Annotated in this window: 11 protein-coding genes; 7 read left to right on the top strand and 4 right to left on the bottom strand. The window is 70.6% G+C overall.

All coding sequences use genetic code 11. The features are described from left to right. Positions 1–128: 128 nt before the first annotated feature. On the top strand, positions 129–1,499 hold the full coding sequence (locus tag FA743_RS07345; protein ID WP_136885217.1) for a YcjX family GTP-binding protein: 1,371 nt from the start codon (positions 129–131) through the stop codon (positions 1,497–1,499). Then, positions 1,496–2,575, top strand: a complete 1,080-nt coding sequence (locus tag FA743_RS07340; protein WP_136885216.1) for a YcjF family protein — start codon at positions 1,496–1,498, stop codon at positions 2,573–2,575. The genes FA743_RS07345 and FA743_RS07340 overlap by 4 nt, the downstream gene beginning before the upstream one ends. 33 nt (positions 2,576–2,608) lie before the next feature. On the opposite strand, the gene FA743_RS07335 is transcribed toward FA743_RS07340, so the two are convergent. Next, complete coding sequence (locus FA743_RS07335) at positions 2,609–3,076, bottom strand: GNAT family N-acetyltransferase (RefSeq protein WP_136885215.1); 468 nt, start codon at positions 3,074–3,076, stop codon at positions 2,609–2,611. Positions 3,077–3,125: 49 nt separating this feature from the next. Continuing rightward, on the bottom strand, positions 3,126–4,574 hold the full coding sequence (locus tag FA743_RS07330; protein ID WP_136885214.1) for an MORN repeat-containing protein: 1,449 nt from the start codon (positions 4,572–4,574) through the stop codon (positions 3,126–3,128). A gap of 121 nt (positions 4,575–4,695) precedes the next feature. Between FA743_RS07330 and FA743_RS07325 the strand changes: the two genes are divergently transcribed. Together FA743_RS07325 and FA743_RS07320 are read left to right on the top strand one after the other, a co-directional pair. Then, the gene (locus tag FA743_RS07325; RefSeq protein WP_136885213.1) at positions 4,696–6,354 is read left to right on the top strand and encodes an NAD+ synthase; all 1,659 of its coding nucleotides are present in this window, start codon (positions 4,696–4,698) and stop codon (positions 6,352–6,354) included. Between the two features lie 277 nt (positions 6,355–6,631). After that, a protein-coding gene (locus FA743_RS07320) for an IS630 family transposase (RefSeq protein WP_136885212.1) occupies positions 6,632–7,590 on the top strand; the annotation gives its coding sequence in 2 pieces (ribosomal slippage) (positions 6,632–6,973 and positions 6,976–7,590; 957 coding nt in all). A 180-nt stretch (positions 7,591–7,770) separates the two neighbouring features. Here the strand turns inward: FA743_RS07320 and FA743_RS07315 are convergent. Further along, positions 7,771–9,444 carry an MFS transporter gene (locus FA743_RS07315; protein ID WP_281281773.1) on the bottom strand — a complete coding sequence of 558 codons (1,674 nt, stop codon included), beginning with the start codon at positions 9,442–9,444 and terminating at the stop codon, positions 7,771–7,773. A gap of 429 nt (positions 9,445–9,873) precedes the next feature. On the opposite strand from FA743_RS07315, the gene FA743_RS07310 reads away from it, so the two are divergent. The 3 genes from FA743_RS07310 (at position 9,874) to FA743_RS07300 (ending at position 12,893) form a co-directional block, all read left to right on the top strand. Next, positions 9,874–10,881 carry a L,D-transpeptidase gene (locus FA743_RS07310; RefSeq protein ID WP_136885210.1) on the top strand — a complete coding sequence of 336 codons (1,008 nt, stop codon included), beginning with the start codon at positions 9,874–9,876 and terminating at the stop codon, positions 10,879–10,881. 124 nt (positions 10,882–11,005) lie between these two features. Continuing rightward, positions 11,006–11,920: a hypothetical protein gene (locus tag FA743_RS07305; RefSeq protein WP_136885209.1), complete on the top strand. Its 915-nt coding sequence runs from the start codon at positions 11,006–11,008 to the stop codon at positions 11,918–11,920. Between the two features lie 28 nt (positions 11,921–11,948). Then, on the top strand, positions 11,949–12,893 hold the full coding sequence (locus tag FA743_RS07300) for a lytic transglycosylase domain-containing protein (protein WP_246054869.1): 945 nt from the start codon (positions 11,949–11,951) through the stop codon (positions 12,891–12,893). 67 nt (positions 12,894–12,960) lie between these two features. Here the strand turns inward: FA743_RS07300 and FA743_RS07295 are convergent, their stop codons facing one another. Next, positions 12,961–15,162, bottom strand: a complete 2,202-nt coding sequence (locus FA743_RS07295; RefSeq protein WP_136885208.1) for a primosomal protein N' — start codon at positions 15,160–15,162, stop codon at positions 12,961–12,963. Positions 15,163–15,168: the final 6 nt, after the last annotated feature.

The following is a 15,168-nucleotide window of genomic DNA, read 5'->3' as shown; positions in this document are numbered from 1 at the left end:
GGGGCCGGTGATACCGCCCCCCGCCCGCCCTTCACAATCGCCAAAGCCGCCATCTGGGCATCCCGGCGCGGCGGACCTATGTTGCGCCGACCGCGTTAGACGACGCGACAGGAACCTCAGGGGCAGGCATGGGCATCGGCAGCGACGTGATGGAGGGGCTGGGCCTCTCGGACCCGGTGGTGCGGATCGGCGTGACCGGTCTGTCGCGGGCCGGAAAGACGGTCTTCATCACCTCCCTGGTCGCCAACATGCTGGAGCGGGGGCGCATGCAGTCCCTGCGCGCCGCCGCCGACGGGCGGCTCAAGGCGGTGTGGCTGCAGCCCCAGCCCGACGACACGATCCCGCGCTTCGATTTCGAACGCCATCTGGCCGCCCTGACCGGCCCCGAGCCGCATTGGCCCGACGGCACCCGCCATGTCAGCCAGCTGCGCCTGTCGCTGCGGCTGCAGGGAGGGGGGCTGTTCGCGGGCCTGCGCGGCGCGCGCACCCTGCATCTGGACATCGTCGACTATCCCGGCGAATGGCTTTTGGACCTGCGCCTGATGGAGCGCGACTTCGCCCAATGGTCCGCCGAGGTGCTGGAGCGCATCGACGGTCGCCCGGGCGCCGAGCGCTTTCTGGCCGCGCTGGCGGATCTGTCGCCCGACGGCCCCCTGTCCGAGCCGCAGGCCCAAGCGCTGGCCGACATCTACACCGCCCATCTGAACGCCGCGCGCGAGGCGGGCTGGTCCGACTGCACCCCGGGCCGCTTCCTCATCCCCGGAGAGCTGGCCGGATCGCCCGCGCTGACCTTCGCGCCGCTGCCCCCCGCGCTGCAGCAGGGCAAGCTGGGCCGGGAATTCCGCCGCCGTTTCGACGCCTACAAGTCGCGCGTGGTGCGGCCCTTCTTCCGCGACCATTTCGCCCGGATCGACAGGCAGGTGGTGCTGGTCGACGTGCTGGGCGCCATCCATCAGGGCCCCCGCGCGGTCGAGGATCTGCGCCGCGCCATGGCCGACATCCTGGCGGCCTTCCGACCGGGCCGGGCCAGCTGGCTGGCGCAGATCCTGGGCACGCAGCGGGTGGAGCGCATCCTCTTTGCCGCGACCAAGGCCGACCACCTGCATCAGGTGCAGCACAACCGGCTGACCGCGATCCTGTCCGCGATGCTGCGCGAGGCCCGCGACCGCGCCGATTTCCAGGGCGCGCGGACCGAGGCCATGGCCATCGCCGCCCTGCGCGCCACGACCGAGGACATGATCGCCCATGGCGACGATCAGCTGCCTGCCGTGCGCGGGCGCCTGCTGGACGGGCGGCAGGCGGCCTTCTATGCCGGAGAGCTGCCCGCCGACCCCTCGCTGCTGCTGCATCCCGCGCGGCAGGGGGCCGAGGCTTGGCTGGACAGCGATTACGCGATCATGAACTTCGCCCCCGCGCCCCTGACCACGCGCCCCGGCGACGGCCCGCCCCATATCCGGCTGGACCGCGCCGCCGAGTTCCTGATCGGAGACCGGTTGTGAGCCCGCCGCCCAAGGCCCCCCCGCCGGGCACCCGGCGCGGCCCCGTCCTTCTGGAACTGGACGAGGCGCCGCGCCCCGACAGCCGCCCGCCCCGGTCCGAGACGGTGCTGGACGACCTGCAAAGTCCCGCCGACGCGCCCCAGATCGATGTCAGCGACGCGCCCGTGCCGCAGCCGCGCACCATGCAGATGGTCACGCGGCTAGTCGGGCGGCCGCCGTCGCGGCTGACGCGGCTGTTCCTGAATGCCGGGGCGGCGCTGTTCGTCTTCCTGCTGGGCGTCATGGCACTGGATTTCATCGACGGGCTGCTGACCCGGATGCCGCTGCTGGGCTGGATCGCGGTCGCGCTGTTCGCGCTGTTCACGCTGGCCGCCCTCGGGATGGCGCTGCGCGAGTGGCGGGCCTGGCGCCGCATCGCCCAGATCGACGGGCTGCAGCGGCAGGCGGGTGCGGCCCTGGCGGCGGACAGCCTGGACCAGGCGCGCGCCGTCACCGACGGGCTGGTCGCGCTCTATGCCCGCCGCGCCGACATGGAATGGCAGCGCCAGCGCTTGGCCGAGCGGCGGGCCGAGACCTTCGATGCCCAGACCCTGCTGACCCTGGCCGAGGCCGAGCTGCTGGCTGGCCTCGACCAGCAGGCCCGGCGCGAGATCGAGGCCGCCGCCCGCACCGTCGCCGCCACCACCGCGCTGGTGCCGCTGGCCTTCGCCGACGTGGCGGCGGCGCTGGCCGCCAACCTCCGCATGATCCGCCGCATGGCCGAGATCTATGGCGGGCGCGCGGGCGCGGTCGGCGGCTGGCGGCTGGCGCGCACGGTGATGACCCATCTGATCGCCACCGGCGCGGTCGCGGCGGGCGACGACCTGATCCACACGGTCGCGGGCGGGGGCATCCTGGCCAAGCTGTCGCGCCGCTTCGGCGAGGGGCTGGTGAACGGCGCCCTGACCGCCCGCGTCGGCATCGCCGCGATGGAGGTCTGCCGCCCCCTGCCCTTCCTGGCCCAGCCCCGCCCCAAGGTCGGCAACCTCGTGACGCGGGGCCTGCGCGGGCTGTTCGGAACCGACGATAAGGGCTGACCGGGCCGGGGCGCGACGACGGCCAGCCCCGCCTCAGTCGAGGGACAGCTTGTAGCCCAGATGCGAGGCCTCAAACCCCAGCCCCTCGTAGAAGCGATGGGCGTCGGCACGGCTTCTGTCGGTGGTCAGTTGCACCAGCGTGCATCCCCGTGCCCGGCATTGGGCGATCGCCCAGTCAAAGGCCGCCCGGCCGATCCCCGCCCCGCGAAGGTCGCGGGCGACGCGGACGGCCTCGATCTGGCCCCGAAGGGCCCCGCCGCGCGACAGGCCCGGAAGGATGCTCAATTGCAGCGTTCCGGCGATCCGGCCCGCCTGCTCGATCACGCAAAGAAACTGGTTCGGATCGGCCTCGATCTGCGCGAAGGCCGCCCGGTAGGGCGCCAGCCCCTGCACATCGGCCTGCTCGCGCTGCGCGCCTAGGGGATCGTCGGCCAGAAGCGCCACGATGTCCGCAAGATCCTCGGCCCGGGCCCGGCGGAACTGCAGCCCGGGGACGGTCATGGCCGCGCGCCCGAGGGACCCTGCCTCTCGGTGAGACACAGGAACCGCATCAGGGCGCCTCGGCGGGCATCTCCGGCGCCGCGCCATCCGCCGTGCCCTCGGGCGGCGCATCTGCCTCGATCAGTTGGTTGTCCTGCCATTCGCCCGAGGCGATCTGCCCGGTGGCATAGGTCATGACACCCTGCCCCTGCCGCTTTCCGGCGGCGAAGGTGCCCTCGTAACGGTCGCCATTGGCATAGGTGGCGACGCCGGTGCCGTCGATCTCTCCGGCCGCCCAGCCCCCCTCATAGATGAACCCGTCGGGCGTGGTCAGCCGCCCCGTGCCCGCGCGCAGCCCGTCCACGAAGGTGCCGGTATAGACGGTCCCGTCGGGATAGGTGGCCTGCCCCTCGCCATGGCGCTGGCCGTCGCGCCAGGCCCCGGAATAGACATAGCCGTCGGGATAGGACATGCGCCCCTGCCCGTTGTTGCGGGCATTGGAGAAGCTGCCCTCATAGACCATGCCATTGGCATAGGCGGCGCGGCCCTCGCCCTCGATCACGCCCTCGGCCCATTCGCCCTCATAGGTCGAGCCGTCGGCATAGGTGATCTTGCCGGTGCCGTCGGGGCGGTCGGCATGCATCTGGCCCAGATAGACCGAACCGTCGGGATAGGTGATCTGGCCGCGCCCCTCCATCCGGCCCTCGGCCCATTCGCCGACATAGACATAGCCGTCCGCGCCGGTAAAGGTGCCCTGCCCGTGGCGGCGGTCATCGGCGAAATCGCCGTCATAGACATCGCCATTGGCATAGGTCGCGACGCCGGAGCCCTGACGACGCCCGCCCTCCAGCTGGCCCTCGTAGCGGTCGCCGGTGGACTGGACCAGCACGCCCGTGCCCGACATCTGCCCCGCGGCCCAGACCCCGTCATAGGTCAGCCCGTCTGCCATCACCAGCTTCCCGCGCCCGGCCCGCTGGCCGGCCAGCATGCCGCCCTGATAGGTGGCGCCGTCGGGATAGGTGATGCGGCCCTGCCCCTCCTTGACGCCTGCGGTCCAGTCGCCCTCGTAGCGATAGCCGTCGGCCTGGGTCAGCACGCCCTTGCCCTCGTGCAGGCCCCGCGCGAACTGTCCCTCGTAGACGGACCCGTTGGCATAGCGCGCGATGCCAGTGCCGCTGATCTCTCCGGCGGCCCATTCACCCTCGTAGGTGCCGCCATCGGCATAGGTGATCTTGCCGGTGCCATCGGGCTTGCCGCGCGCGAAGCGACCCTCATAGACCGAGCCGTTGGGGAACTCGGCCCGGCCCTGGCCCATGATCTGCCCCTCGACCCAATCGCCCTCGTAGCGATAGCCGTTGGGCAGGACATAGCTGCCCTGGCCGTGCTGCTGGCCGTTGCGGAACGTGCCCTCGTAGACGCCGCCATCGTCATACTGGCGGGTGACGACCTGAGCCGCCGCGGGTCCCGAAAGGCTGCCCGCCAGAACCAGAGCCATGGCCGTCCCGATCGCCGCTTTCATCGCCTGTGCCCCTTCGTGCTTTGCCGAAGGTCTACCCCAGCCCGGCCCCGCGCGCAAAGGCCGACTTTTCCTTGGGCCCGCGATCCCCTATCCAAGGGCCAACCAACCGAGGTGCCTGATCATGACCGACCGCTTCCGCCTAACCATCGGCCAGCTGAACGCCACCGTGGGCGACCTTCCGGGCAATGCCGCGCGCGCCCGGGCGGCCTGGGATCAAGCCCGCGCCGCCGGCGCCGACATGCTGGCTTTGCCCGAGATGTTCATCACCGGCTATCAGACCCAGGATCTGGTGCTGAAGCCCGCCTTCACCGCCCAGGCCGAGGCGGCGATCCTGGAGCTGGGCACCTCGCTGACGGACGGCCCGGCTCTGGGCATCGGCGGGCCGTGGCGCGACGGGGATCGCCTGTATAACGCCTGGTGGGTGTTCAGGGACGGCGCGCTGGTCGCGCGGGTGCTGAAGCATCACCTGCCCTACAAGCAGCTCTTCGACGAGCTGCGCCTCTTCGACAGCGGCCCGATCAGCGGCCCCTATCCGGTGGGCCCGGCCCGCATCGGCAGCCCGATCTGCGAGGACAGCTGGTATCCCGACGTGGCCGAGACCCTGGCCGAGACCGGGGCCGAGATCCTGATCGTCCCGAATGGCAGCCCCTATCACCGCGACAAGCTGGACCTGCGCATGGGCCACATGGTCGGCCGCGTCGTGGAAACCGGCTTGCCGCTGGTCTATGTGAACATGGTCGGCGGCCAGGACGACCAGCTCTATGACGGGGCCAGCTTCGTGCTGAACCCCGGCGGCCACAAGGTCGTGCAGCTGCCGGCCTTCGAGGAGGCGGTCGTGCATGTCGATTTCCGGCGCGGCCCCGAGGGCTGGCAGGCCGAGCCGGGCATTCTGGCGCCCCAGCCCGATGCCTGGGAGCAGGATTACGCGGCGATGGTGCTGGGCCTGCGCGACTACCTGCGCAAGTCGGGCTTCCGCAAGGTGCTGCTGGGCATGTCGGGCGGCATCGATTCCGCACTGGTCGCCACCATCGCCACCGACGCGATCGGGCCGGAGAACGTGCGCTGCGTGATGCTGCCCTCGGAATACACCGCGCAGAGCAGCCTGGACGATGCCGCCGACTGCGCCACCCGGCTTGGCGCGCGGCTGGACACGGTCCAGATCGACGGAGCCCGCGATGCGGTCGGCGCGGCGCTGGCCCATCTGATGGAGGGCACGGCGCCCGACATCACCGAGGAGAACATCCAGTCCCGCCTGCGCGGGGTGATGCTGATGGCGCTGTCGAACAAGTTCGCCGAGATGCTGCTGACCACCGGCAACAAGTCCGAAGTCGCGGTGGGCTATGCTACCATCTATGGCGACATGGCGGGCGGCTACAATCCGATCAAGGACCTCTACAAGACACGGGTGTTCGAAACCTGTCGCTGGCGCAACGCGAACCACCGCGACTGGATGATGGGCCGCGCGGGCGAGGTGATCCCGCCCCGGATCATCACCAAGCCTCCCTCAGCCGAGCTGCGCCCCGACCAGAAGGATGAGGATTCGCTGCCCCCCTACGAGGTGCTGGACGCGATCCTGGATGGGCTGGTCGAGAAGGACCTGTCGCTGGCCGATCTGGTGGCCCAAGGCTTCGACGCCGACACGGTGCGCCATGTCGAAAAGCTGCTCTATGCCAGCGAGTGGAAGCGGTATCAGGCGGCGCCGGGGCCGCGCCTCTCGACCCGCGCCTTCTGGCTGGATCGCCGCTATCCGCTGGTCAATCGCTGGCGGGACAGGCTGTAGGCGCCGCCGGGGGGCGCTGCCCCCCGTCCTGCGGACTCCCCCCGGGATATTTGCGGACCAATGCAGGAGCCGGAAAGTGGTGACCCGGATCACCCTGCCTGCCGGGGATCGCTCCAGCGTCAGGCAGGGTGCCTGCTTCGGTCACGGTCATCGGCGTCCCCGCCTGTACCGTGAGCCCTGGATAGCCGCGAAAGGTTAGAGCGTTTCTGCAAAACCCGGGATCATGGTATTTCCAAAGGGGTCTTCTTGTGATTCATTTTTTCTGGGAGGATGGATCATGTCAGCACCTTTACCGAATGCGCTGCGTGCGCGGTTCAAGGCTTGTCTCGAAGAGGGTTTGAGCGGACGAGCCGCGGCGGCGCGATTGATGCTCTCGCCTGCGACGGGGTCTCGTTGGGCCCGGGCGATCCGGCAGCACGGGAATGCAGTGCCTGCGCCGCAAGGGCGGCCACGCGGGCGCGGAAAGCTTGCGCCGCATCAGGCCTTTCTTGAGGAGCTGGTCGCCCAGGATCCGGATATCACGCTTTATGAACTGCGCGATGCGCTGGCCATGGCCGAGGGCGTGAAGGTGCATCACTCCTCGATTGCGGCGCTGCTCAAGCGGCTCGGTTTCACCTATAAAAAAAATCGGTGGCGGCCTCCGAACAGCACCGCGCCCGCGTAAAGCAAGCCCGGCGCGAGTGGCAGGAGCGGCGCATTCCCTTCCTGCGTCGTCAGCCCGAGCGGCTGGTCTTCATTGACGAAACCTCCGTGAAGACGAACCTGACCCGGCTGCGGGGGCGCGCCTGCCGCGGCCAGCGGTTGCGGATGGACGCGCCTTTCGGTGGCTGGGGCACGCAGACCTTCATCGCAGGCCTCACGTCGGAGGGGCTCATCGCGCCCTGGGTGAAAAAGGGGGCTATGGATGGCTCCGCCTTCGCGACCTATGTCCGCGATGTCCTGGCCCCGGACCTGACGCCCGGCACGGTCGTCATCCTCGACAACCTGGCGACCCACCGCAACGTCGAGGCCGCCGAAGCGATCCGCGCCGCCAAATGCTGGTTCCTGTACCTGCCGCCCTATTCCCCCGACCTGAACCCTATCGAGCAGGCATTCTCGAAGCTGAAGGCGCATCTTCGAAAAATGGGCGCACGAACCTTCGAGGACCTGTTCAAAGCCCTTGGCGACATCTGCAGCATGCTCTCGCCCCAGGAGTGCTGGAACTACTTCCACGCGGCAGGGTATGTGTCAGGTTAAGACCGAAATGCTTTAAGAACCTCCTAACCTCTGCAGCGGTCCGAAAATATCCTCGGGGGGTGAGACGCGCCCGGAAAAAGGTCCATCGGACCTTTTTCAGCGTCGAACGCCCGGCGCGCGTCGCGCCGGGCCGGGGGCAGACAGCCCCCGGCGGCGGTGGGGGCCGGGACCGGCCGTCGGTCAGGGGATCTCGATCTTGCCCATCAGGGGGACGTCGTCCTGGGGGCCGACATTGTGGCGCTCGATCATGCGGTGGACCAGCGGGTCGGCCTCGCCCCGGTGCAGCGCGCGCAGGGCCACGGCGACCTCGGCATCGGTCTTGGTGCGGCGCAGGTTGTGGCGGACATACTCCTCCCATGTGGCGATGTGATAGCTTTCGCTCCACTGGTCGGGATGTTCCAGATCGCGCAGCAGCGCCCAGTTGCGGGCGCCATCGCGGCGGCGGATGTTGCGGCGCAACCGCATCAGGCGCAGGAATTCGGGCACGTCGTCCTGATCGACGAGGTAATCGACCATCACCATGATCGGCCCCGACCGGCCGCGCAGATCCAGCCGCAGCGCCGGTTCGCGGAAGCGGTTCACGGGGTCCAGATCCACGGCGCCGAATTCCGGCGCACGCAGCCAGATCCCGATGCCCGCGCCGGCGATCAGCACCAGGCCGGCCAGGGTCAGCGCCGTCTCCAGCCCCTGCGCGCCGGCGACCGTGCCCCAGATCCAGGCGCCGGTCGCCATGCCGCCGAAGGTCGCCGTCTGGTACAGCGCCAGCGCCCGCGCCACGACCCATCGCGGCGTCGAGAGCTGCACCGTCACGTTGAACAGCGACAGGGCCAGCACCCAGGAAGCCCCCGCCGGCAGCATCGCCAGCGCGTGGAGCCAGACGGACTCGGTCTGTCCCAGGGCCAGGGCCGCCAGCGCGAAGCCCAGGAAGGCCATGCGCGTGACATGCTCGTTGTCCAGCCGCGCCCGCAGGCGCGGGTTCAGCAGCGCCCCCGCGATGGCGCCGATGCCGTAGCAGCCCAGAAGCCCGCCGAACAGCAGCGAGCCGCCCTCGGGATGGCTTTTTGCGACCAGCGGCAGCAGGGCCAGCACCGCGATGGCGGCAAAGCCGAACAGCGCGCCGCGCAGCATCACCCGCATCAGGTTGGGTGACAGCGCGACATAGCGCAGGCCCGCGCCCATCGCGGCCATGAAGGGCTCGGGCGTGGTGACGCGCGGCGCCAGCCGGGGCCGCCAGCGCGCCATGGCGCCCAGAAGCGGCAGATAGCTGAGCGCATTGACCGCGAAGGCCGCGGCAGCGCCCAGGGTCGCCACGATCAGGCCGCCCGCCGCCGGTCCCACGCTGCGCATCAGGTTGAAGCCGACCGAGTTCAGGCTGACCGCCGCCGGCAGGTCCTTGCGCGCCACCAGATCGCCCATGCTGGCCTGCCAGGGCGGGTTGTAGACCGCCTGTCCCGCCCCCAGCAGGAAGGTGAAGCCCAAGAGCAGCCACGGCGTCAGCCCGCCCGTCCAGGCGACGACCGCCAGCGCCACCGACACGACGCTCATGAAGACCAGCGCCGCCATCAGCAGCGAGCGGCGGTTGAAGATATCCGCCAAGGCGCCCGAGGCGATGGCCAGCAGCATCACCGGCAGCGTGTTCGAGGCCTGCACCAGCGCGATCAGCGTCGCGCTGTCGGTCAGCTGCGTCATCAGCCAGGCGGCCCCCACCGCCTGCACCAGCCCTCCGAAGTTCGAGACCAGCGTCGCCCCCCAGAGCAGGCGGAAATCGCGATAGCCCAAGGGCGCCAGGGCGCCGGGGCGGGCACTGGCGCGGGCCGTGTCGTCGGGGGGCAGGGTCTGGGAAGGTGGGGTCACGGGGCGGCCTCTTGCAGCGGGACCGGGCGGAGCGACCGTCCGGAACGGAACCAAACCTAGGCCGGGCGGTTCCGGGCCGCAATCCGCCCCCGCAGCGGTGCCCCCCGCCGCTCGGCGCGCCATCCCTGCCCGATGGCGCCCGGCAGCGGGGTTTTTGCGCGCACGCGATGCAACCGAAGCACACGTCAAGGTGTTCGGAGAATGCGAAAAGGTGATTTACCTGAGACCGTCAAGCCACATAGGCAGAGAACAAGCGCGGGTTGAGCGCGCGGAGCGGCGCCGCGGGGTTGACGCCGGCGTTCCGGGGACCCCATTGACATGGGCAAGACCCGCACCGGCCCCCGGGGGTTGTGGTGCAGGATGATGACAGATGCTGCCTCGGGTCGGTCTCTGCCGACGGGCCCGGCGATGAACAAGGAACATGCAACGATGCGCCTCGCTTCCCTTTTCGCGGCGCTGGCTCTGGGCCTGGCGGCCTGCGCGCCCACGCAAGAGACCGCCACCTCTCCCCAGCAGCCGGTCCAGATCCCCGAGATGTACCAGGGCCGGGTCGATACCGGGCCCGAGGGCGAACCGATCCAGATCCCGGCGGTCCGTGCCGCCTATCTCAACGACCGCAACACGCGCCAGCTGGTGCCCTATAACGGCTCCGAGGCGCCGGGGGCGATCGTCGTCGATCCCTATGCGCGCGTGCTGTATCACGTCCAGCCGAATGGCCAGGCGATGCGCTATGGCGTGGCCGTGGGCCGTGCGGGCCTGACCTTCGAGGGGCGCGCCACCATCGCGCGCAAGGCCTCCTGGCCCAGCTGGCGGCCCACCGACAACATGCTGCGGTCCGAACCGCAGCTCTACGGCCAGTTCGCGGGCGGCCTGCCCGGCGGCACGCAGAACCCCTTGGGGTCGCGGGCGCTGTATCTCTATCAGGGCAGCGTCGACACCTATTACCGCATCCACGGCACGCTGGACCCCTCGTCCATCGGCAAGGCGACCTCGGCGGGGTGCATCCGGATGTTCAACCAGGATGTCATGGACCTGTTCGAGGAGATCCCCACCGGCACCGAGGTCGTGGTCCGCTCGGCCGAGGAAAGCCTGCGCCTGGAAGGCCCGATGACCGAGACGCCCGAGGGCTATGTCGTGCCCGCCACGCAGACCGCCGCAGTCGCCGATCCCGCGCTGGCCGCCGCCGAGACGGTTCAGGCAGTGCCGCAATCCGCGATGCAGGCCATGCCGCAGGCATCCGTACAGCCCGCGACCCTGTCGGTCGGCCAGCCCGTCATGGATCCCTATGCGGCCATGTCGGCGGCCCCCGCCGCCAGCCCGGTCCAGCCGACCATCGTCAGCGATCCCTTCGCCAGCCCCCAGACGACCAGCGCCCAGACTGCCAGCCCCGAGACTCCCTTCGTCTCGCCGGTCGAAAGCGCCGTTCCCGCGCGCTGACGGGGCGGGCATCTGCGCCACAAGGACACGGCCCCGGAGATTTCCGGGGCCTTTCCAATTGCAAAGCGGCGCGATCCTGCGCAAAGTCGTGCCGAAAGTTCAGCCGTACGTCGAAGGTCACGCAATGCCCAATCACTCCAAGCGGGAACAGGAAACGCTGTCCGGGGATCTTCTGGCCCTGGTCGAGCAGGGACGGCAGCCTGCCTTGGGCGCCCTGGATGACAAGGCGCTTCTGGCGCTGATCACCCGCCTGGACGAGGCCCGTGCTCAGGCCGAGACATCCGAGGATCCTGACAGCGTCAAGTTCCTGCGCGCCGCCATCCGCCGCGCCCAGGGCGAACGCCGCGAACGCGGGCTGCGCTCGCCGCTGCAGGCGGGGTCCGGGACGACGGCCGCGCCGGCCAAGCCCGCGCGCGCCGCGCAGGCCGCCAAGCGCAAGGCGGCGACCATCGCCCGCAAGCCCGCCGGTCGCAAGCCGGCCGAGGCGCGCAAGACCGACCTGCGCACCGAGCCTCATCGCATGCCCAAGCGCCGGGCGACACCGCCCGAGACCGCTGCGACCGATCTTCCCCCCGCCCCTCCCGCAAGGATCTCGCCCATGAGCGACAGCACCATCGAACTCGACCAGCCCGCCGATCAGGCCCGGAGCAAGGTCAAGGCGCCGAAAGCCGCCAAGACCCCGGCGACCCCCGCCGAGAAGGAGGCCGCCAAAACCGCGCGCAAGGCCGACAAGCAGAAGGCCGCCGCCGCCCAGAAGGATGCCGAGAAGCAGGCCAAGCTGGCCGACAAGGAAACCGCCCGGGCCGAACGCAAGGCCGCCCGCAAGGCCGAGAAGCAGGCCCAGAAGGACGCCGAGAAAGAGGCCCGCCGCGCCGAGCGCAAGGCCGCTGCCGCCGCCACCAAGGCCCAGGACGCCGCCTCGGTCAAGGCCGAGACGCAGAAGGCCAAGAAGGACGGCGCCGGCAAGGCCAAGCCGGGCAAGGGCAAACCCGGCAAGGACAAGGACCGCAAGGCCAAGGCGGATCAGCAGGACACGTGACGCCGCGGTCCTGCCCCCGTTGCCCGCGATGACCCCGATCCGCCGCACCACCCTCGGGGCCCTGATGGCCCTCGGGCTGTCGTGCCTGATGGCGCCGGGCCTGTCGGCGCGTCCCGCCGTGGACGCGCTGGACGGTCGCCCCGCCCCCCGCCAGACCGAGGACCGGCGCTGCACGGATGACGGGCGCGACTGCGTGGTTCGGCAAAGCTATGCTGCCGATGTCTGCAAGCTGATCGAGCGCACGGCCTCGGAAAACGCGCTCGATCCGGCCTTCCTTGCGCGGCTGTTGTGGAAGGAAAGCCGGTTCGAACCCTCGGCGGTCAGCCCCGCAGGCGCCTTGGGCATCGCCCAGTTCATGCCCGGCACGGCCGAGATGTACCGGCTGGACGATCCCTTCAACCCCGCCCAGGCCATCCGCAAGTCGGCCTGGTATCTGGGCCAGCTGCGCGACCGCTTCGGCAATATCGGCCTGGCCGCCGTCGCCTATAACGGCGGCGAGAACCGCGCCGCCCGCTTCGTCGCCCAGGCTACGACCCTGCCCTTCGAGACGGTCGATTACGTCGAATCGATCACCGGCTTCAGCGCCCATCGCTGGCGGGACAATCCGCCGCCCGCCGATGATCTGAAGCTGGCCCTGGCCCCCGACCAACCCTTCCGCCCGGCCTGCGAGCGGATGGCGGGCGATCGCTCCCTGCGCGAATTCACCACCCAGCCCCCGGCCATGCCCTGGGGCGTGATCGTGGCCAGCCATCCCAGCCAGTCGGGCGCGGCCCAGCAGGTCGCGCGGCTGAACCGCACCCTGCGCCCGATCCTCGATGACGGCGCGCGCGTGGGCTATGTCCGCAAGCGCATGAACGGCATGACCCGCGCGGTCTATACCGCCCAGGTCGGCTATCCGACCCGGACCGAGGCCGCCCGCTTCTGCACCCGGTTCCAAAGCCTGGGCGGACGCTGCATCGTGCTGAAGAACTGAGGCTCGCCTTCATCTTGGCTGAAATATCCCCCGGGGGTCAGGGGGCAGGATGCCCCCTGCCTGCCCCTTACAGGAAGCTCTGCGGATCGATGTCGACCGACAGCCGCAGGTTCGCGGGCAATCTGACGCCCCGCAGCCAGTCCGAGATCGCCGCCTGCAACGGCGCCTGGCGCGGCGCGCGGATCAGCATGCGCATCCGGTGCCGCCCGCGCACCCGGGCGATGGGCGCGGGGGCGGGCCCCCACAGCTCGGCCCCGACCTCGGCCAGGGGGGCGGCCAGCCCGGCCAGATGGCGGGCGAAGTCGCTGACCACGTCCAGATCGGGATGCGACAGGATGATCCCCGCCAGACGGCCATAGGGGGGCATGCCCGCCGCCTGCCGCCCCGCGGCCTCGGCATCCCAGAAGGCCTCGTCCTGCCCCGACAGGATCGCACGGATCACCGCATGGTCGGGCTGGTGGGTCTGCAGCAGTGCCACCCCCGGCGCCGCGCCCGAGATGCGCCCCGCCCGCCCCGCCACCTGCCGCATCAGCTGAAAGCTGCGCTCGGCCGCGCGCAGGTCGGCGCCCTGCAGGCCCAGATCGGCATCGACCACGCCGACCAGCGTCAGGCGCGGGAAATTGTGCCCCTTGGCCACGATCTGGGTGCCGATGATGATGTCGGTATCGCCCTCGGAAATCTCGGCGATCGTCTCCTTCAGCGCCCGGGCCGAATGGAACAGGTCCGAGGACAGCACCGTCGCCTTGGCCTCGGGAAAGCGGGCGGCGACCTCTTCGGCGATGCGCTCGACGCCGGGACCGATGGGGGCCAGCTTCCCCTCGACCCCGCAGGAGGGGCAGGCGGTGGGAATGGGCCGCGTCTCGCCGCATTGGTGACAGACCAGGCGGTTCTGAAAGCGGTGCTCGACCATGCGCGCATCGCATTGATGGCAGGCGATCTGCTCGCCGCAGGCCCGGCAGACCGTCACCGGGGCGAAGCCGCGCCGGTTGAGGAAGATCAGCGACTGCTCGCCCTTCTCCAGCCGCGCCGTCACCGCAGCCGCCAGGGTCGGAGAGATCCAGCGCCCCGACTCCATGGCTTCGGCGCGCAGGTCGATGGCGGCCATCTGCGGCAGATCCGCCTCGCCATAGCGCGACCGCAGGTCCAGCCGCGCATATTTGCCCGCAGCCGCGTTCACCCAGCTTTCCAGGGATGGCGTGGCCGAGGCCAGCACCACCTGCGCCCGCGCGATCGAGGCCCGCAGCACCGCCATGTCGCGGGCCGAGTAATAGACGACATCCTCCTGCTTGTAGCTGCCGTCATGTTCCTCGTCGACGACGATCAGCCCCAGATCGCGGAAGGGCAGGAACAGCGCCGAGCGCGCGCCGACGACCAGCCCCACCTGCCCCCGCCCGGCCATGTGCCACAGCCGCCGCCGCTCGGTCCGGGTGATGCCGCTGTGCCATTCGCCGGGCCGCGCGCCGAACCGCGCCTCGACGCGGTCCAGGAACTCGGCTGACAGGGCGATCTCGGGCAGCAGGACCAGCGCCTGCCGTCCCTGCGCCAGGCATTCGGCGACGGCCTCCAGATAGACCTCGGTCTTGCCCGATCCGGTGACGCCACGCAGCAGGGTCGTGCCATAGGCCCCGCCCCGCACCGCGCCCCGCAGCCGGTCCGAGGCCGCCTGCTGATCCCCGTCCAGCGCCTTGCCGGGCCGGCCCGGGTCCAGCGCGGGATAGGGCAGATCGCGCGGCGCCTCGATCTCGGCCAGGGTGCCGGTGCCGACCAGCCCCTTGACGACCGAACTGCCAACGCCCGCCAGCTGCGCCAGTTCTGATGCCGCGAAGCTCGCCCCGCCATGCTCGGCCATGACGGCCATCACGCGGGTCCGCGCCTCGGTCACGCGGGGCACCACGCCCGATCCCGGCACGATGATGCGGCGCGCGGCGGGGGGCTGGTCGATGTCGGGCGCGCGGGTCGCCATGCGCAGCATCAGGGGCAGCGGGGTCAGCGTGTATTCGGCCGCCCGGGTCAGGAAATCCAGGAAGCCGGGCGCGAAGGGTTCGGCGTCCAGCACCTTCGACACCGCGCGCAGCTTGGCCAGGTCGAAATCGCCCGTGCCCTCGGCCCAGACCAGCCCCAGCACCCGGCGCGGGCCCAGAGGCACCAGCACCAGCTGGCCCTGCCGCACGCCGCCCTCGGGCGCCAGATAGTCCAGCACGCCCACGGGCTCGCAGGTCAGCACCGCGATGCGGGCGCCGGGGGGGAAGAAGACGGGGACGTGGCTCATGGTCCG

It is taken from the genome of Paracoccus gahaiensis (assembly GCF_005048225.1).
Taxonomy (GTDB): Bacteria; Pseudomonadota; Alphaproteobacteria; order Rhodobacterales; family Rhodobacteraceae; genus Paracoccus; species Paracoccus gahaiensis.
This window is presented reverse-complemented; position numbering and strand designations above follow the sequence as displayed.